The organism is Pseudomonas abietaniphila (genome assembly GCF_900100795.1).
Classification (GTDB): Bacteria; Pseudomonadota; Gammaproteobacteria; order Pseudomonadales; family Pseudomonadaceae; genus Aquipseudomonas; species Aquipseudomonas abietaniphila.
In genome coordinates this window covers 60419-78575 of the sequence record NZ_FNCO01000020.1, presented here as the reverse complement: position 1 = coordinate 78575, position 18157 = coordinate 60419, and the positions used below count along the sequence as shown (strand labels likewise).

At 57.8% G+C, this 18157-nt stretch carries 16 protein-coding genes and 2 tRNA genes; 12 read left to right on the top strand and 6 right to left on the bottom strand.

The window, feature by feature from the left end; all coding sequences use genetic code 11:
* Positions 1-132 precede the first annotated feature (132 nt).
* The 6 genes from BLS87_RS28475 to BLS87_RS28450 all read left to right on the top strand — a co-directional run bounded on the left by BLS87_RS28475 (position 133) and on the right by BLS87_RS28450 (position 5349).
* Complete coding sequence (locus BLS87_RS28475) at positions 133-2370, top strand: AsmA family protein (protein ID WP_074758029.1); 2238 nt, start codon at positions 133-135, stop codon at positions 2368-2370.
* A 183-nt stretch (positions 2371-2553) separates the two neighbouring features.
* Complete coding sequence (gene mutY / locus BLS87_RS28470) at positions 2554-3621, top strand: A/G-specific adenine glycosylase (RefSeq protein WP_074758027.1); 1068 nt, start codon at positions 2554-2556, stop codon at positions 3619-3621.
* A complete protein-coding gene (locus tag BLS87_RS28465; protein WP_074758025.1) occupies positions 3618-3890 on the top strand; it encodes an oxidative damage protection protein in 273 nt (90 codons plus the stop codon). The genes mutY and BLS87_RS28465 overlap by 4 nt, the downstream gene beginning before the upstream one ends.
* A gap of 102 nt (positions 3891-3992) precedes the next feature.
* Positions 3993-4068 (top strand) — tRNA-Phe (locus tag BLS87_RS28460).
* Positions 4069-4224: 156 nt separating this feature from the next.
* A complete protein-coding gene (locus BLS87_RS28455; protein WP_074758023.1) occupies positions 4225-4716 on the top strand; it encodes a hypothetical protein in 492 nt (163 codons plus the stop codon).
* Positions 4717-4731: 15 nt separating this feature from the next.
* Positions 4732-5349 (top strand): cytochrome b, encoded by a 618-nt coding sequence (locus BLS87_RS28450; protein WP_244165914.1) that lies wholly within the window; start codon positions 4732-4734, stop codon positions 5347-5349.
* Between the two features lie 73 nt (positions 5350-5422).
* On the opposite strand, the gene gabP is transcribed toward BLS87_RS28450, so the two are convergent.
* Entirely contained in the window at positions 5423-6814 is a 1392-nt protein-coding gene (gene gabP / locus BLS87_RS28445) for a GABA permease (protein ID WP_074758021.1), read from the bottom strand.
* A 422-nt stretch (positions 6815-7236) separates the two neighbouring features.
* Between gabP and BLS87_RS28440 the strand changes: the two genes are divergently transcribed.
* The 6 genes from BLS87_RS28440 (at position 7237) to BLS87_RS28415 (ending at position 11977) form a co-directional block, all read left to right on the top strand.
* On the top strand, positions 7237-8010 hold the full coding sequence (locus BLS87_RS28440; protein WP_074758019.1) for an ABC transporter ATP-binding protein: 774 nt from the start codon (positions 7237-7239) through the stop codon (positions 8008-8010).
* A gap of 13 nt (positions 8011-8023) precedes the next feature.
* Positions 8024-8788: an ABC transporter substrate-binding protein gene (locus BLS87_RS28435; protein WP_074758017.1), complete on the top strand. Its 765-nt coding sequence runs from the start codon at positions 8024-8026 to the stop codon at positions 8786-8788.
* Between the two features lie 69 nt (positions 8789-8857).
* The gene (locus BLS87_RS28430) at positions 8858-9553 is read left to right on the top strand and encodes an ABC transporter permease (protein WP_074758015.1); all 696 of its coding nucleotides are present in this window, start codon (positions 8858-8860) and stop codon (positions 9551-9553) included.
* Entirely contained in the window at positions 9550-10239 is a 690-nt protein-coding gene (locus BLS87_RS28425; RefSeq protein WP_074758013.1) for an ABC transporter permease, read from the top strand. Before BLS87_RS28430 ends, BLS87_RS28425 begins: the two co-directional genes overlap by 4 nt.
* 160 nt (positions 10240-10399) lie before the next feature.
* Positions 10400-11635, top strand: a complete 1236-nt coding sequence (locus tag BLS87_RS28420) for a methyltransferase (protein WP_074758011.1) — start codon at positions 10400-10402, stop codon at positions 11633-11635.
* 266 nt (positions 11636-11901) lie between these two features.
* A tRNA-Thr gene (locus BLS87_RS28415) sits at positions 11902-11977 on the top strand.
* Positions 11978-12468: 491 nt separating this feature from the next.
* Here BLS87_RS28415 and BLS87_RS28410 read toward each other — a convergent pair.
* The 5 genes from BLS87_RS28410 to BLS87_RS28390 all read right to left on the bottom strand — a co-directional run bounded on the left by BLS87_RS28410 (position 12469) and on the right by BLS87_RS28390 (position 17426).
* Entirely contained in the window at positions 12469-13800 is a 1332-nt protein-coding gene (locus BLS87_RS28410; protein WP_074758010.1) for an IS4 family transposase, read from the bottom strand.
* 264 nt (positions 13801-14064) lie between these two features.
* The gene (locus BLS87_RS28405) at positions 14065-14673 is read right to left on the bottom strand and encodes a GAD-like domain-containing protein (RefSeq protein ID WP_074758008.1); all 609 of its coding nucleotides are present in this window, start codon (positions 14671-14673) and stop codon (positions 14065-14067) included.
* Positions 14674-14686: 13 nt separating this feature from the next.
* Positions 14687-16024, bottom strand: a complete 1338-nt coding sequence (locus tag BLS87_RS28400) for a DUF6861 domain-containing protein (RefSeq protein ID WP_074758006.1) — start codon at positions 16022-16024, stop codon at positions 14687-14689.
* A 223-nt stretch (positions 16025-16247) separates the two neighbouring features.
* Entirely contained in the window at positions 16248-16628 is a 381-nt protein-coding gene (locus BLS87_RS28395) for a hypothetical protein (RefSeq protein WP_074758004.1), read from the bottom strand.
* A gap of 156 nt (positions 16629-16784) precedes the next feature.
* Positions 16785-17426, bottom strand: coding sequence for a BRCT domain-containing protein (locus BLS87_RS28390; RefSeq protein ID WP_074758002.1), 642 nt, complete (start codon positions 17424-17426; stop codon positions 16785-16787).
* Between the last annotated feature and the right edge of the window lie 731 nt (positions 17427-18157).

Sequence of the window (18157 nt, the reverse complement as noted above, 5' to 3'; positions counted from 1 at the left end):
TACGATTTTTCTACCGTTTGTCACTGCATGAACTTCACTAAAGTGCATAAGGCCATCCAAAGCCCGTCGTCTGCGTGAGAACGCTATACTCGCGGGCTAAATTTTGAACGACTCGATTACAAGGACTCGCCCATGAAAGCGTTCGGCAAAATCCTGGGACTATTCATTCTCGGGCTGTTGCTGATCATCGTGGCTCTCGGCTTCGCCTTGACCCATCTGTTTGATCCCAACGATTACAAAGACGAGATTCGTAAACTGGTCCGCGACCGGGCACACGTCGAGCTGACGCTCAATGGCGACATCGGCTGGAGCCTGTTCCCCTGGCTGGGCCTGGAGCTGCACGACGCCAGTGTCGCCACGCTGACCGAGCCGTCAAAACCGTTTGCCGACCTGCAGATGCTGGGCCTCTCGGTCCGTGTCCTGCCCTTGCTGCGCAAAGAAGTGCAGATGAGCGACGTGCGGGTCGAAGGCCTCAACCTGATGCTGACCCGAGACGAAAACGGCCACGGCAACTGGGAAGACATCGGCAAGGTGCCTGCCGCTGCGGCCAACCCCGCGCAGCCTCCCGTCGCCCAGACCTCGCCGGATACCGCACCGGACGCAGCCGCCGCCAAGCCAGACAAAGCCTGGCAACCGCTCAAACTGGACATCGACAGCCTGACCGTGAACAACGCACGCATTGACTTCAATGATGTGCAGAAAGCCCGGCAGTTCACCGCCGAGAGCATCCAACTGAGCACCGGCCCGGTCCACAACGCCACCGACATTCCGGTGAAGCTGACGGCATTCCTGAGCACCAACCAGCCGGTGATCCGCACCAAGACAGAACTGACCGGCAAACTGCGGTTCGACCGCGCGCTCAAGCGGTATCAGTTCGACGACATGCGGTTCTCCGGCGAGGCAGCAGGCGATCCGCTGCAAGGCAAGACCCTGACGTTCTCCGCGCAAGGCCAGCTTCTGGCTGACCTGTCGGCCAACGTTGCCGAGTGGACCAACCTCAAGTTTTCCGCCAACCAGCTACGCGCCCTGGGCGAGCTGCACGTACGCGACCTGGACAAGGCGCCACAACTGAGCGGCGGCATTTCCATTGCCCAGTTCAACCTGCGCGAGTTCCTCGACAGCGTCGGCCAGACCGCGCCAACCTTGGGCGACAACAGCCTGACCCGACTGGAAATGGTCAGCCGCATCGCCGCAACGCAGAACAGTGTCTCGCTGGACGATCTGACGCTGCGACTCGATGACAGCACCTTCACCGGCCGAGTCGCCGTGGATGATTTCGCCAAGCAGTCCCTGCGCCTGAAACTGAAAGCCGACACGTTTGATGCGGACCGTTATCGTCCGCCACAGAGCGAACAGGCCAAGGCCGCAGGCGCTGCGCGCAAAACCGAAGTTCAGGGTAACGAAGCCGAGGCGATGGCCGCATCGGGCACCAGCCCGCTGCCGAATCAGCCCACTCAGGTCGCCTGGAGCGACACAAAGCTGTTGCCGCTGGAGCGCATGCGCAAGCTCGACGTCGATGCCGATCTCAATTTTGGCAAGCTGACCGTCGAGAAGCTGGCGATCCAGAACGCAGCGCTCAAGACCTCGGCGCTGGACGGCATCATTACGGTCGACAGCCTGCGCGGCGACCTCTACAACGGCAACTTCGAAGTCAAAGGCAATCTGGACGTGCGCCCGGAAGTACCGCTGGCCAGCGTGCAGACCCACATCGCCAAGGTGCCGGTCGAGCGCTTCATCCAGAGCCAGGGCACCACGCCTCCGCTGCGCGGCCTGCTGAACTTGAACAGCGACGTCACCGCCAAGGGCAACAGCGAGAAAGCGCTGGTCGAAAGCCTCAATGGCACCGCCAGCTTTGCGCTCAACGACGGCGTGCTGGTCAACGCCAACCTCGAGCAGCAGCTGTGTCGCGGCATCTCGGTGCTCAATCGCAAGACACTGAGTGGCGATCCACGCGGCAAGGACACGCCTTTCCAGCAGCTCAACGGCAATCTGACATTCCGTAACGGGGTGGCGAGCAACCCGGACCTCAAAGTCCGCACGCCGGGCCTCACGGTCAACGGCGACGGCGACATCGACTTGCGCGTGCTGGGCATGAATTACCGCGTCGGCGTGATCATCGAAGGCGACAAGAGCGACATGCCGGACCCGGCCTGCGAAGTGAACCCGCGCTTTGTCGGCATCGAATGGCCGATCCTCTGCCGTGGCCCGCTGGAGCTTGGCGCCAAGGCTTGCCGTCTGGATAACGAAGGGTTGGGCAAAGTGGCCGCAAAACTCGCCACCGATCGTATCGGCGACAAGATCGACGAAAAGCTGGGGGACAAGGTCAGTCCTGAGCTCAAGGACGCCATCAAGGGATTGTTCAAGCGTTAACCGTTGGCTGCCGGTCCCAGATCGGCAGAACGACACAAAACGTGTGGGAGCTGCCGGAGGTTACGACGGTGGCGAACGCGGTCTGCCTGATCCACCGCTTTCGCCACCGTCGTAACCTCCGGCAGCTCCCACAGGGATCGGGGGTGACCCGACCTCTACCTTTTCCTGAACACCGGAACCATGATGCAACCCGAGCAGTTTTCCTCCGCCGTCCTCGACTGGTACGACCGTCACGGCCGTCACGATCTTCCCTGGCAACACGACATCACGCCCTACCGCGTCTGGGTGTCGGAAATCATGCTGCAACAAACCCAGGTCAGCACCGTGCTGGGTTATTTCGACCGGTTCATGGAAGCGTTGCCCAGCGTTCAGGCCCTCGCCGAGGCGCCGGAAGACGAAGTCCTGCACCTGTGGACCGGCCTGGGTTACTACACCCGCGCCCGCAACTTGCAGAAGGCCGCGAAAATCGTCGTCGCCGAACACGGTGGCGAGTTTCCGCGCAACGTCGAAACGCTCACAGAGCTGCCTGGCATCGGTCTTTCCACCGCAGGCGCCATTGCCAGCATCAGCATGGGCATTCGCGCACCGATCCTCGACGGCAACGTCAAACGCGTTCTGGCGCGTTTTACGGCGCAAGAGGGTTATCCGGGTGAGCCCAAGGTCGCGAAGCAAATGTGGGCGACTGCAGAGCGCTTCACGCCTCACAGCCGGGTCAATCACTACACCCAGGCGATGATGGACCTGGGCGCCACGCTCTGCACGCGCAGCAAACCCAGTTGCCTGCTGTGTCCGCTGGAACGGGGCTGCGAAGCGCACATGCTCGGCCAGGAAACGCGCTACCCGATCCCCAAGCCGCGCAAGACCGTCCCGCAAAAACGCACCTTGATGCCGATATTCGCCAACGATCAAGGCGAGATCCTGCTTTACCGTCGCCCCTCGACCGGTTTGTGGGGCGGGCTCTGGAGCCTGCCGGAACTGGACGCCTTCGACGACATGCAGCATCTGGCCGATCAGCATTCCCTGGAGATGGGCGAGCATCAGGCACTGCCTGGGCTGGTCCACACGTTCAGCCATTTTCAACTGACCATCGAACCCTGGCTGGTCCGGGTCGAGGAGTCCGGCCATCACGTGGCCGAGGACGACTGGCTCTGGTATAACCTCGCCACCCCGCCGCGCCTGGGCCTCGCTGCCCCGGTGAAGAAGCTGCTGCAAAACGCAGCCGACGTATTGAACGCAGGAGAGTCGTCATGACCCGCACCGTAATGTGCCGCAAGTACAAAGAAGAATTGCCCGGCCTGGACCGCCCACCGTACCCAGGCGCCAAAGGCGAAGACATCTACAACCACGTTTCCCAGAAGGCCTGGGCCGACTGGCAGAAACACCAGACGCTGCTGATTAATGAGCGCCGCCTGAACATGATGAACGCCGAAGACCGCAAGTTCCTGCAGGCCGAGATGGACAAGTACCTCTCGGGCGAGGAATACGCCAAGGCCGAAGGCTACGTTCCACCGGCCGAATAACCCTTTGCAGACGGTGTTAATCGTAAGCGGAGGAAATAATTCAAATTTTTTTAAACAACACGCTTGACGACCTCCTGAAAAACACGTCTAATGCGCCCCGTTGCCCAGATAGCTCAGTCGGTAGAGCAGGGGATTGAAAATCCCCGTGTCGGCGGTTCGATTCCGTCTCTGGGCACCAAAATACCGAAAAACCCCTGCATCGAAAGATTCAGGGGTTTTTTATTGGCTACGATTTTTCGGGACAATCACGCCCGGCTACCCTTGGTAAATTCCGGCGGCTGCGATTCAATAGCCCACCGCAAAATCACCCTCGCCTGCAAAAGGACCGACGCGCATGGCCTCCCCAGACAAACAGCAAAAACGCGCCCAGCGGGCCAAAGCGAAGGCCAAGCAGAACCGTTCCGGCAAAGGCAAGCCGAGCCCGGTGCATCCGGTGCTGAACCACCCTTCCGTGAATGAGCCGTTCGACGACGTTTTCCTCGACCTGAGCAAATTCGACTTCAACGACATCATGGAGAACGGCTTCGAGCCCGCCGACTACGACGACCTGTTCCAGGCGATGAAAGCTGCAGAATCGATCAGCCTGCTGGCGATGTGCGTTGTCTTCCTGCAATACCCGGTGCTGGAACTGGTGATTGCCGAGGAAGAAGAAGACCCGGCCACCGACTTCCTGATGGCCTTGCTGATCGTTTACCGCGGCATCTTCCACGACGAAGAGGAAGAGGTGACTGTCGAATGGCTGGGCAGCGACGAATTCCAGGACGCCTACAACCTGGCGTCGGACATCCTTCAGCGCAAAAACGCTCGCGACGCCGGTCGCCGCTAACCCGCCAGTTTTAATTTGCATGACACCGGTCAAGACGGTAGCTTTGCGCCATTACGAGAATGCAACTCCTTCTCAATAAAGGCTTCCGTTTTGACAGATATTCACTCCTCTTCGTCGGCCGCCTCGGCGGACGAAGCGAACGCTTACTCCAAACCCCGAATTGTCCTGCATTGGCTGTCTGCTGCCGTCATCCTGTGGGCGACCTTCAGCGGCTTCGGCGTGGTGCTGCTCGATCCCAATCATCCCTTCCGGCAATGGGTCGAGTCGTTCAATCCGCAGCTGACCAGCCTCTTCATCCCGTTTTTTGCCTGGCGGCTATGGCTGGCCCTACGCGCCGAACCGCGCACCTCACGCAAACCGCAGGAAAGGCTGGCCCACACCGTCCACATGGGCATCTACGCCGCCGTCTCGGGCGTGCTCATCACCGGCGTGTTGATGATGACCCACCCTGTGACGCTCCTGGCGCTCATAACGCTGCCACAGCTCATTCACTCGAATATCGCGCTGCTGCAACTGCATGAACTGCATCACGTCCTGTGCGCGATTTTGGCGGGGCTGGTGACCCTGCACCTGGCGGCGGTGGTGTTGCATCACGTGCGGGGGAAGTCGGTGCTGGGAAGGATGATCAAATAGCAAAAAAAACGGCCACCCTCATCACTGAGGGCAGCCGCCTTTATCTCGCCAGCAACGCCGGCTCAATTACTGATCAATTGAGCACAACCTTGCCCGCTTTTACCGCTTTGCGACGGCTCGATACGATCAAGCCGGCAGCGACGACGAGGAGGCTGAGCAGGCCGGTGGCGATGATTTCCATGCGGTGGCCTTCCTGGAACAGCATGATGGTCAGCACCGCGACGATGAACACGATCACTGCCCAGGTCAGACCCGGGAACAGCCACATGCGGAAGTCGATCGGCTCACCGGCAGATTCACGCTTGCGGCGCATGCGCAGTTGGGAAACGGCGATCACCAGGTACACCAGCAGCGCAATGGCGCCGGAGCTGGCCAGCAGGAAGTCGAACACGGCAGCCGGTGCGACGTAGTTGGCGAACACGGCGGCAAACGCGGCGCCGGTCGACAGCAATACAGCCCAGTAAGGCGTACCCGCTTTGCTGGTGCGCTGCGAAATGGCAGGCGCGTCGCCGCGTTTGCCGAGGGAGAACAGCATGCGCGAAGCGGTGTAGAGCGCCGAGTTCAGGCAGCTGGTCACCGCAACCAGCACGACCAGATCCACGATCAGTTTGGCGTTCGGAATGCCCATCATGTCGAGCACGGTCTGGTACGAACCGACTTCGGCCAGACGGCTGTCGTTCCAAGGCACCAGCGCGACCACCAGGAAAATCGACAGCAGATAGAACAGGCAGATCCGCCAGATCACCGAGTTGGTGGCCTTAGTGATTTGCTGTCCCGGGTTCTTCGATTCCGCCGCCGCGATGGTGACGATCTCGGTGCCCATGAACGAGAACATGGTCGTCAGCATGGCGGCTAGAACGGCGCCCATGCCGTTCGGCAGGAAGCCCTGTGTGTCATACAGATGGCTGACGCCGCTGACCTGACTGTTCGGCAGCAGGCCAAACACGGCCGCCACGCCCAGCACGACAAAACCGATGATCGCCAAGACCTTGATCAGCGCGAACCAGAACTCGAACTCACCGTAGTTCTTCACGCTGAACAGGTTGGTCGCCGTGAGCAACAAGGTAATGATCAGCGTGAACGCCCAGATCGCAATGTTCGGGAACCACGCATGAAGAATGGTGGCGGCGGCGTTGGCTTCCAGCGGAATCACCAGCACCCAGAACCACCAGTACAACCAACCGATGGTGAAGCCCGCCCAGTGACCGATCGCGCGGTCGGCGTAGGTCGAGAACGATCCGGTGTCCGGCGACGCAACGGCCATCTCGGCCAGCATGCGCATCACCAGCACCACCAGCGTACCGGCTGCGGCGTAGGCCAGCAGCACGGCTGGACCGGCTTCGGCGATGGCGTGACCGGAACCGACGAACAAACCGGCGCCGATAACACCTGCAATCGACAGCATGGTGATGTGCCGTGGTTTGAGCCCTTGATCGAGATTTGAAGCGTTTGCGGTACTGCTCATGAAAGCAACCTTTGAGGATTTTTTATACGGATCAGGACTGTTTGCGATCACTCGTAAAAAGATCACAACAGCACTGTTATTTATTTTTTACGCAAGAAGTACGCCAAAATATTTCAAAAACGACGTCGTGCGTGGATAGGCCCGTTGCAGAGGCATTCGGTAAGTCTCTGAAGGGAATAGCATTTCGCCATTCACGTAGGAATTGTTACCGAGCGCAACAGGATAGAGACGTTTACCTGCACCGAAAATACACAGAGGCGACCGATTAGCACCAAATAAGCGCACGAAAGTGACCTTTGATCGTAACAGTGGCCGAAATACCCTTCACGACGGCGTTTAAAGCTGGCACCATCGCGCCCTTTTTGCGCAAAGCCAGCTCAATGGCCGCGCGCGGCAGACACACCGACACATGAGGAGTCCACATGGCCGAGGCCACGCCCGCCCTGGAAATCCGCAACCTGCATAAACGTTACGGTCAGCTGGAGGTGCTCAAGGGCATTTCGCTGAGCGCGCGCGATGGCGACGTGATTTCGATTCTGGGCTCATCCGGCTCCGGCAAATCCACGCTGCTGCGCTGCATCAACCTGCTGGAAAATCCGCATCAGGGTCAGATCCTGGTCGCCGGCGAAGAACTCAGGCTCAAAGCCACCCGCAAGGGTGAACTGATCGCCGCCGACAACCGTCAGATCAATCGGCTGCGCAGCGAGATCGGCTTCGTCTTTCAGAACTTCAACCTTTGGCCTCACATGAGCGTGCTCGATAACATCATCGAGGCGCCGCGTCGTGTGCTCGGTCAAAGCAAGGCCGAAGCCACTGAAATGGCTGAAGCCCTGCTGGCCAAGGTCGGGATCGCGGACAAACGCCACGTGTATCCGGCGCAACTGTCGGGCGGTCAGCAACAACGCGCCGCCATCGCGCGCACGCTGGCAATGCAGCCTAAAGTCATCCTGTTCGACGAACCCACTTCAGCGCTGGACCCGGAGATGGTGCAAGAAGTGCTAGGTGTGATTCGTGGTTTGGCCGAAGAAGGCCGGACCATGTTGATGGTGACCCACGAAATGAATTTCGCCCGGCAGGTATCCAGTGAAGTGGTTTTCCTGCATCAAGGGCTGGTAGAAGAACAAGGATCGCCGCAGCAGGTCTTCGATGACCCGCAATCGGCGCGCTGCAAACAATTCATGTCCAGCAATCGCTAACGGAGCAACATCGATGCAGACCCTGAAAACATTCCTGTTGGCCGCTGCCGCTACCCTGGCCGTCGTCACCAGTGCTTTTGCTGCCGACACCCTGAAAATGGGCATCGAAGGCGCCTACCCGCCGTTCAACAACAAGGACGCCAGCGGTCAGGTCGTGGGCTTCGACGTCGAAATCGGCAACGCCCTGTGCGCGAAGATGAAGGTCACCTGCGAAGTCGTGACCTCCGACTGGGACGGCATCATCCCGGCCCTGAACGCACAGAAGTTCGACTTCCTGATCTCCTCGATGTCGATCACCGAAGAACGCAAGCAGGCGGTTGATTTCACTAACCCGTACTACTCGAACAAGCTGCAGTTCATCGCACCCAAAGCGACCAACCTGGGCGCGGACAATGAGTCCATCAAGCAAGCGCTGAACGGCAAGACCATCGGCGCACAGCGCGCGACCCTGTCCGGCACCTGGCTGGAAGACAACTGGGGCGATGCCGTCACCGTCAAGCTCTACGACTCGCAGGAGAACGCCTTTCTGGACCTCGCTTCGGGCCGTGTAGACGCGCTGCTGGGCGACAAATACGCCAGCTACGAGTGGCTGAAAAGCAAGGAAGGCCAAAACTTTGAGTTCAAAGGTGAGCCATTGCCGGGTGACGACAAGATCGGCATCGCCGTGCGCAAAGACGATCCCCTGCGCGAGAAGCTGAACGAAGCGCTGAAGGAAATCATCGCCGACGGCACCTACAAGAAGATCAACGACAAGTATTTCCCGTTCAGCATCCTCTGATCTGCCCGACCGACGCCGCCGCGCTGTATCTCTAGCGCGGCGCTGCCCGTCCTCTGACCAAGCAAAGCCATGAACCTCGATCTACAAGGATTCGGCCCGGCCCTTGCGGCTGGCGTGCTGATGACGATCCAACTCGCCCTGTCCGCCCTTTGCCTGGGCCTCGTCCTCGGACTGCTGGGCGCACTCGCCAAGACGTCGCCGAACCGTGCCCTTCAATGGATCGGCATGACTTACTCGACCCTGGTGCGCGGCATCCCCGAATTGCTGTGGGTGCTGCTGATCTACTTCGGCACCATCAGCAGCATGCGCGCCCTCGGCCATCTGTTCGGCATACCCAACCTGTCGCTCAGCGCGTTCGCCGCGGGCGTCATCGCGCTGGGGCTGTGCTTCGGCGCGTACGCCACCGAAGTGCTTCGCGGCGCCATCCTGTCGATCCCGAAAGGTCATCGCGAAGCGGGATTGGCATTGGGCATGTCGCGCTCACGGATCTTCATCAAGCTGGTCATGCCGCAGATGTGGCGGATCGCACTGCCAGGGCTCGGCAACCTGTTCATGATCCTTATGAAAGACACCGCGCTGGTGTCGGTCATCGGTCTTGAGGAAGTCATGCGCCACGCACAAATCGCCATCACCACCACCAAACAGCCGTTCACCTTCTATATGGTCGCGGCCTTCCTGTACCTGGGCATGACGGCGGTGTCGATGATCGGGCTGGCCTGGCTGGAGAAACGGGCCTCGATCGGCTTCGTGAGGAGTGCATCATGAGCTGGGAATTCGCCCTCAAATGGCTGCCCAAGCTGCTGCAGGGCGCCACGCTGACGCTGGAGCTGGTCGCCATCGCCGTCGTTGCCGGCCTGATCCTGGCCATCCCGATGGGCATCGCGCGCGCGTCGCGTAACGTCTACGTACGCGCCCTGCCCTTCGCCTATATCTTCTTCTTTCGTGGCACGCCCTTGCTGGTGCAGCTGTTCCTGGTCTATTACGGCTTGGCGCAATTCGAGGCCGTGACCCAAGGCCCGCTATGGCCTTATCTGCGCGAGCCGTTCTTCTGCGCCGCCCTGATCATGACGCTGCACACCACGGCCTACATCGCCGAAATCCTGCGTGGCGCCATCCAGGCCGTTCCACCGGGCGAAATCGAAGCGGCCCGCGCCCTCGGCATGTCCAAGGGCAAGGCGCTTCTCTACATCATCCTGCCCCGCGCCGCCCGCATCGGCCTGCCCGCCTACAGCAACGAAGTCATCCTGATGCTCAAAGCCAGCGCCCTGGCCAGCACCGTCACCCTGCTCGACATCACCGGCATGGCCCGCACCATCAACGCCCGCACCTACATGCCCGAACAGAGCTTCTTTCTGGCGGGCCTGATCTACCTCGTGATGTCCTTCGTGCTGGTGCAAGGCTTCAAACTGCTGGAGCGTTACCTGCGGGTGGATGCGAGCCAGGGACGCTAAGCACCGCCCGACCTGACGCCAACCCACCTGTAAGAACGTGTTCGTTCGCGATGCAAGGTTCAGACGACTGACCCCACTTCGCGAACGACCGACTGTAGGAGTGAGCTTGCTCACGATTCGCCGTATCCTGCGCTGCATACCCCGACGGTCATAAACCTCGATGCCCTTGCACTCCGACGAACTCAAAAGCCGCTTCCACGCCCTCGACGCCTTCCTGCTCAAGCATCAGGCGCTGTGGCGCCCAAAACCCTTCACCCATCGCCACCTGCCATGGGAAGCGCAACACCCCGAGTTATCCACCTGGCTGCGCCAACGCTCGCTGGAACAAGCAGAAGCCGCCCACAATCACCCCGAACACCTCGACGCCCCCCAACCGTTCGCAGCCATCGCCCAGCAATCCAAAACCCTGAGCGACATCGACGCCCTGCCCCGCATCGACCTGGAACACGTGTCATCCCGCATGAGCGTCGACGTACCCGGCCGCAAATGGCAACAGATCGAAGCCTTCGCCAGCAGCCTCAGCTTCAAAGACACACCCACACACTGGCTCGACTGGTGCGCCGGCAAAGGCCACCTCGGCCGCCGCCTCGCCCATCACGGCCAAGCCCTCACCTGCCTTGAATACGATGCAAAACTGGTAGAAGCAGGCGAACAGCTCAGCCACAAGCTCGGCATCACCGCCCAGCACCTGCACCAAGATGTCATGGCCGCTGACGCCGCCACCCGATTAAACGCGACCCACACCCCGGTCGCCCTGCACGCCTGCGGCGATCTCCACGTGCGCCTCATGCGACTGGCCAGCGACGCCCGTTGCCAAACCATGGCCATCGCCCCGTGCTGCTACAACCGCATCGCCAGCGACCACTACCAGCCGTTATCGACCGAAGGCCTGGCATCGTCGCTTCAACTGTCCCTCGACGACCTCGGCCTCCCGCTGAGCGAAACCGTCACCGCAGGCGCCCGCGTCCGTCGCCAACGCGACACCTCCATGGCACGCCGCCTCGCCTTCGACCTGCTGCAACGCCAACTGCGCGGCATCGACGACTACCTGCCCACCCCATCGCTCCCCAGCGCCTGGCTCGACAAACCCTTCGCCGACTACTGCCGCGACCTCGCCGAACTCAAACAACTGCCCGACCCCGGCACACAGAACTGGTCCGAGCTCGAAGCCGCCGGATGGCAACGACTAGCCGAAGTCCGCAACCTCGAACTGCTGCGCAACCTCTTCCGCCGCCCCCTCGAACTCTGGCTCATCCTCGACCGCGCCCTCTACCTGCAACAGCGCGATTACCACGTCCGCATCGGCACCTTCTGCGACAGCCACATCACACCCCGCAACCTGCTCATCCTCGCCGAACGAAAACGAACCACTTCGAGCGTACTGCCCTGTGGATAACTCTGTTGACTAAATTCCGCCGAACCTACAAACCACGCGCCTCGCAAACGATTTAACAAATTGTTCACTTTTTATACAGGTGTTAAATTTTCGACAAATCAGTAGCTTGCGAACCAATGAGAACCGTTCCACAAAACCGCCCTTTGCCGCCATGCGCATGGAGCGATTGTGAATAACGGTCATCGCGATTCGACATAAGCACCGCAAAAAAAGTGAAATTAAGGCTTTACTCGACAAACCAAATCCCTATAATCAGCGCCCACAACGCCGGTATAGCTCAGTTGGTAGAGCAACTGACTTGTAATCAGTAGGTCCCGGGTTCGACTCCTGGTGCCGGCACCATACAAGGTTCCATAGAAGGCTTTCAAAATCTCTGGAATCCCCGAAAAACCCGCCTTCTGGCGGGTTTTTTCGTTTTGGCGTTCCATTGCTGTGCGTCAAACCGCTCATCTGGTCCCCTTGTCGCCGCGAGCATCCGTAGGAACAGCAGGCACTGGCTGCCATGGAGCTTCCACACGAGCAGCTTCAATTACGACTCGCAGAGGTGGAAGCTTCCTGTAAGGACCTTGGGGCTTGTAGAGGAGGTTGCATGTATGTGGAAAGCGCAACTTGGCAACCCAAATGGACCGGGTGCAGAGGTCGGCCTTCCACGCCAAATCTATGGAGAGGAACAGATAGGCTAGTCCATTCATATTGTCTCTATTACGCCGGTTGTATAGGATTCGCTCCATTGGCGGGGATTTTGGAGCAGCGCCGAAACCTCGCGACAGCGCTCGCGCTTTGCTGCAGTAGAAAACGAAATGAAAAAACCGTCTCATTGAGGCTAATGCTGTTCACTTAAGCGGAGCAGCCTTGCGGTCTACCGGAAATCGGGTTTTTGAAATCTTCACCGTCCTTGGCCTCGAAGGCCTCGGGTGGTGATCCAGAAACATTCCCCCAACACCCGCTCGTAGATCAGCCAGTCGCCTTCCCATCGCTGAAATGGGGTTGGCCGCCGCCATCACGATCAACTGAACAGCAATGTACTGACAAGCGGGCTTGAACCGAATGTCCGACGGCGCTCGGCCAAAGGCGACAGCCGCTTGGCTCGCCTCCCGTCGAATCATGTTGTAAGCCAACAGCAAACCCCAGACTTCCTGATAAACCAAGTCGATCTTCTTGCTGCGCAAGGTCATTGCGTTCTGCTGCATCGAGCTTTTGATATCTCTGAAACCCAGCTCGATTTCCCAACGCTCCTGATAAAGCTTGGCGACGGCGTTGGCGCTGTACGTGGCTGCCGGCAGCGATGTCATGATCGTTTTCAGCTTGCCCTGAATCTCGTAACTGACCTCTCGAACTTCCCAATGCGTCGGCAAGTCCGGGTTTCGCTTTCTTGCCTGCGGCGACACTTTCATCCGTACCAAACGGTCGTTTTTGCCATAGCGAACCACTTCTTCGCTGACCAGATTCTTGCGTGCCGGGGTCAGCCAGTGGCGACTAATCCCCTGACCACTCAGGCGAAGCATCAGATCTGCACTCCAGAAACCCTTGTCGAACAGGGTGACCGACTGGTTGGGTACCTGCTCTAGAAACTCATCAGCCAAACGCATTTCGCTACGTCGATAGGGGCTCAGTTGCGCATCCAGGATCACATGCGAACGTACATTCATCAGCGCTACCAGACGTAGCATTGGAAAAGGGGTCTGGCGTTCGGTCGGTGTATTTCCAGAGCCGAAATGATCGCGCAGCTCGGGCGTATCCGGGGTGCGCAGCAGCGCTCCGTCCACGGCAAAGACCTGCAACCCCTGCCACGAATCATCGCGGTAACGCTCCCCGCCCCATTGGTTGCCTGTCTTGCGAAACAGCCATTCGACGGGACCCGAGCCGAGGCGTTTGCGGGCTTCGGTCACGCCGCTACGGGCGAGTAGGTGGTCTGTCGCCAAGCCTTGAGCGCAGATATTGAGTCGTCTGGCGACCTCGTGCACAGGCTCGTCGCGGAACAGCGCCATGCCCAGTACTAACCAGAGCACTTGGTCTGCGGGCAGGCGGCGACGCCTGATAGTGGCCTGGCTGGAGAGGTCCAAGGCCGACGCCACCCATTCAATGGGGATATTTTGAGTGAACGTACTGAGGTCTGAAAAGTTGAAGAGGTCGCCAAGATCGAGCAGGTGCTGTTGAACAGACATAAAAAATCCGATGCCAGGTATCTGGCATCGGATTTTCTAAGAACCCCGGCTGTGGTTCAGATGCTTAAGTGAACAGCATTACACCGAAAGGTGGGCCTTTTTTGTTCGGGAATTGACGCATGCAGGGCAGCAATCACCATGTGGCTGATTGCTGCCGGATCTTCGCTTGCTGCGGGGTGTGCTTGGCATTCCATGCTCACAGCCTAGGTCAAGGCAATGTGTCTTTAATGGTTGCTCACTGACCCATTAGAGGGATCACAGTCATTAAAAATGGTAAGGATCGAGCTCGGCCAGCTGTGAAAGCAGTATCAAATGCTCTACAGCCTTGAGCTTTTCCAGATGATCTAGGGTCGGTTCTCCTCCGAGCATCAATGCTGGAACAAAACCATACATTTCGTCGTGACGTAGAGTCCCGAATTTGTTTCTTGCTCTGTCGAACAAATCTTCCAGGTCGTTGGATTCAACTTTTCGAGACACGATAAAATCTTGGAGTTTACGATCCATTTGTTCGGGGGTAGGTTCCAAATCATGAATGACGCATCGGGAAAAGACGCTGGTAATTTTCAGCGAAAATCCGGTTTTTTCACCCCAAAGATACAGGTCTCCAAAAGCGCCACGTGCTATCAGGTGATAAGTATCGCGCTTTCCAAATTTCGTCCCTTCTATCCAAGAGGCAACCACACCCTCGTAATCCTGAGGATTTACTATCCAAAAGATTCCATTGCCATATCCACACCAGCCGTGCTCAGCCCAATACTCCAGAAGCTGGTTTGGCAGTTTGCCCCTATAGCGCTCGATACTGGACTCCGGAACGTCCCGGCGATCAACAGGGCTACCAAACTTTTCTAGGAACCTAGCAAATACCTTGTCCACGGGTGTCTCTCCTTTAGCATTTATGCAATTTCACGTTAAGAAAGGTTGAACCTCGCAAGGATTCTGGTACTTTCTCAGCAGACGCTTTAAGTTTTTGAATTTTTGGTCTCCACTGAGGACCAATGCTTGAGTTAACCCGTCGGTCGCCGAAGTCACTGATGATATCGTTGCCGCCAGCCTTAAGGTCGGGGTTGTGCAGTCCAGCCAGGCTTGCCATAGTTTCCTTGGCTTTTTTGATTGCAGCCTCCTCTGCTTCGAGTACACCCAAGTCTGGAAAATCATTTTGAAAACGCTCTTCCAATTGGTCTTGCAAATCCTTGCGAGCTTTTTTGGCGGCAGCCGCACTCCGTTTCACCGGATTAGCGATATTCGCTAGATAATCCTCGACCGTGAGTCGATTTAATCCCTCTTCCTGCCCTTTCAGTTGCCGCTCGAACTCGCCAATTTTGGAGGCTGGCATTTTATCTGCCTTGAAACATTCAACCTCATGCAGCGGCATGGCGTTTGACTTACCCTTCGCGGCCTCTTTGCCTCCTTCTGAACGATTCGGGGGTGGCTCTTGGCCCGCCACCGGCCCTCTGTGCGGCTCAGCCTTTTGCAGGTCAGGTCTTCCCTTCAATGCATCTTCATGCTCAACCATCCACTGGCCAATTCTTGCGCCTTTCGGACTGGCTCGCATCTCTTGGGCCAACCTGCCAGCGTTACCCCGACCACGAGTCAAGTATTCAACGATTGCGCCCAGCAATAGAATGACGACCTCGACGTGGCCAAGCGCGATGTTATGGGCCGCGCTGGTCACCGCTAGGGGATCGTCCTGGCTGAACGGGGTTAAGCCCTCCTCACCTCGGGTGCCTTCCCACGCGGTATTGATGCCTGTCAGGTAATACCCGCCAATGCGCGGCAGACCTTCGACAAAGAACTCTGCAATGGACTGCAGGCCAAGCACACCCAGTATCCAGGTGCTGACCTGCAATCCTATGGCAGCGCCTGTAGCCCCCATTGGGATGGCACCGGCACCTCCGAAGAATACGCCCACACCGGCACCGATGGCACCTCCGGTCAACGTACTGCCTGCGACGATCATTGCCATCTGAGTGACGACATCGATCAGGTCTTTGAGGATTATGGAAATGTCGAGATCGGAGAAACGTTGGCGAAGTAGGTCACTCGCTTGCCATTCAGCCTGATGAAACGCAGAGCGGACGCTTGCGACCCGACGGATATTGAGGCTCAGGGACGGGGCGGGTTCACCCCGGTGGTTTTGATGCCGGGCACCATCTTGGTAGCCCATTTCGTCCCTTATCCGATCTTCAATTTGCTGCCACGATGGCACGATATGCCATAAAAACATTCAATGTCTCCCTGACAACTTACCTGCCTGAACGGGGCAATAGTTTGCTTCTTGGTCTTGGATAAGATAAGGATAAACGGTATTGGAACATAGCCCGAGAGGGTATCTTAAGCAAGACCGAAAAAGTTTGGCCGGATCGGGAGGTGGATGGCATATCTGAGATAGATGGGTTCCACGTACGCTTACGGTTGCTTTAGTCAACTGCAAGGCAACCCACTCATGGTCACAACGAATTAACATACTTAATATAACCACCAACAAGTATTAGAGCCCCAAAACACAAGGCACACATCCCCCACGTCACGAACAGTATTCGCTTCAACCCCGTCGGAAAATCTCGGACTTCTGCGAGATTTACAACACCTCTCTTATGAGAAATATCAGGTATCATGAGAACCATAGTTAACAAACCATTACGAATAACCTTTCCAATTATTCCTGCTTGAGAGTAATTATCTATGTTTGCTTTCACAAAACTACTCTTGGGCATCAAACGTTCAGATTTTTCTGTATAGACGTTAACAACATAGATCAGGCATATCGTGATGAGTATCATCGGTATTCCAATGACCCCACTGATAATGCCTAAGGTATCCGGGCTCATTACAATGTTTCCCTATAAATACAATCGCTCACCCTAAACGTGCCGATCAGTGCGCCCCACTCTGGGCCGCAGCGGAAAGCTAGACACAGGTCACCAAGTCCTTTATCGCTTATTACCACGACTGATCGCTGCAACCTCTCCTCGCGACATTACACGTCAACCAAACATCCCACGCTGCCAATACGCCTCACCCACGATAGCAATCGATGCCCCCGCCTCTCGCAACTCAACGGCCTTCATGATCTTGGTGCCATAGGTGCTGTGTCGCCACTGCTCGTTGCCGATGCTCCCGACCACCAGATAGTGAACCTTATTACTCACGCCGCCGCCGATCACGCCGCCCTTCTCTTCGATCAAAGCCTGACAATCCTTTCGCGGCCCATAAGCCATGACGCCGGTGAACACAAACACTCGGTCTGCCCATACCAATTCAGGCTCTGGGGTATTGAAGGGTAAGTCGTTCGGGGCGACGGCGCTGCGCTGGGAAGGGGTTGGCTGACTGATCGGCAATCCGGCGAAGCTATGCAACAAATTGAGCAGTTCGTGCGACTCGTCTTCATCCAGCACGTTGTCCTGCAGCATGCAGGCGAGCCTGGAATAAAGAAGGTTGATTACGGGGTCGTCCAAATGCGCGACTTGGCTCTCAAGCCACTGCTTCAGAAAAACTGCCTCACTGGTGTTGACCACGCCATCCGCAATGAGGCCGGCAGCAATGCCGACCAACGCGTCGGCGGAGCGGCGGTCGATGCGGGCGGCATGAAAAAATCGACTGTTGGTGAATTCGTTGTGCAAGTCCATGCAGAAGCTTCCCTTTGAAGACGTAACGAAGTGCGTCAAGGTTTAGCTCGTTATGGCGGAACGAGCAAGTCACACTGGACGCACGCTAGCCCTTAGCAGCCTTCGCCAACGCCCGACGCAGTCTGTCGTTGTCCACAGCAAGCAGCACCAGAATGGAAGCCGTGAACACATCAATCGCATCCCGCCCGAGGAAATGCCAGAAGCACCACGCCGTTAGCGATAGCACTCCGGCTGTCAGGAGGAACAGCAGCGACCTTTTCATCCCGTCTCCAGTCTGGTTCGACGTATTTCTGATTAGAGACCCCACGCCTCTTAACGGGAGAAGCTTGAAGCGTTCACCTGTTACCGAATACAGGAAATCTCCTAGGGCCGCGTAAGGTAATTCCAAACCAAGCGCAGCTCCTTTCTTACAATTGGTCCTGCTGGGCCTTGTGCACTTATTTACCTCCTACATCCCCCAACCAGACACATTCCCCCACAAAACAAACCAGATCCTGTAGGACGCTTCTGAATTTAATCGCTATCCTCCCCGGCGCGTTGCGACTCTCTGGTTCGCGGCATACCCTCCTCCGCGTCGCTATCCGGCGACCGGTTTTGACAGACCGTATGGAGAGAACGTAACGCCCGCCCCGGACCAATCGATCATGGATCTGTTGGCTCTGATATGGCGGCTGTTCGCGGGGCACATTCGTGTGCGCCAGTTGCTCTCCATTGGTCTGTCAACCCGCGTA

Excerpts from the sequence above, each read along its gene's own strand:
- BLS87_RS28475 (WP_074758029.1), top strand. The coding sequence starts at position 133 with ATGAAAGCGTTCGGCAAAATCCTGGGACTATTCATTCTCGGGCTGTTG.
- BLS87_RS28465 (WP_074758025.1), top strand. The coding sequence starts at position 3,618 with ATGACCCGCACCGTAATGTGCCGCAAGTACAAAGAAGAATTGCCCGGC.
- BLS87_RS28455 (WP_074758023.1), top strand. The coding sequence starts at position 4,225 with ATGGCCTCCCCAGACAAACAGCAAAAACGCGCCCAGCGGGCCAAAGCG.
- BLS87_RS28440 (WP_074758019.1), top strand. The coding sequence starts at position 7,237 with ATGGCCGAGGCCACGCCCGCCCTGGAAATCCGCAACCTGCATAAACGT.
- BLS87_RS28430 (WP_074758015.1), top strand. The coding sequence starts at position 8,858 with ATGAACCTCGATCTACAAGGATTCGGCCCGGCCCTTGCGGCTGGCGTG.
- BLS87_RS28390 (WP_074758002.1), bottom strand. The coding sequence starts at position 17,426 with ATGGACTTGCACAACGAATTCACCAACAGTCGATTTTTTCATGCCGCC.
- BLS87_RS28400 (WP_074758006.1), bottom strand. The coding sequence starts at position 16,024 with ATGTTTTTATGGCATATCGTGCCATCGTGGCAGCAAATTGAAGATCGG.
- mutY (WP_074758027.1), top strand. The coding sequence starts at position 2,554 with ATGCAACCCGAGCAGTTTTCCTCCGCCGTCCTCGACTGGTACGACCGT.
- BLS87_RS28435 (WP_074758017.1), top strand. The coding sequence starts at position 8,024 with ATGCAGACCCTGAAAACATTCCTGTTGGCCGCTGCCGCTACCCTGGCC.
- BLS87_RS28410 (WP_074758010.1), bottom strand. The coding sequence starts at position 13,800 with ATGTCTGTTCAACAGCACCTGCTCGATCTTGGCGACCTCTTCAACTTT.
- BLS87_RS28395 (WP_074758004.1), bottom strand. The coding sequence starts at position 16,628 with ATGAGCCCGGATACCTTAGGCATTATCAGTGGGGTCATTGGAATACCG.
- BLS87_RS28425 (WP_074758013.1), top strand. The coding sequence starts at position 9,550 with ATGAGCTGGGAATTCGCCCTCAAATGGCTGCCCAAGCTGCTGCAGGGC.
- BLS87_RS28420 (WP_074758011.1), top strand. The coding sequence starts at position 10,400 with ATGCCCTTGCACTCCGACGAACTCAAAAGCCGCTTCCACGCCCTCGAC.
- gabP (WP_074758021.1), bottom strand. The coding sequence starts at position 6,814 with ATGAGCAGTACCGCAAACGCTTCAAATCTCGATCAAGGGCTCAAACCA.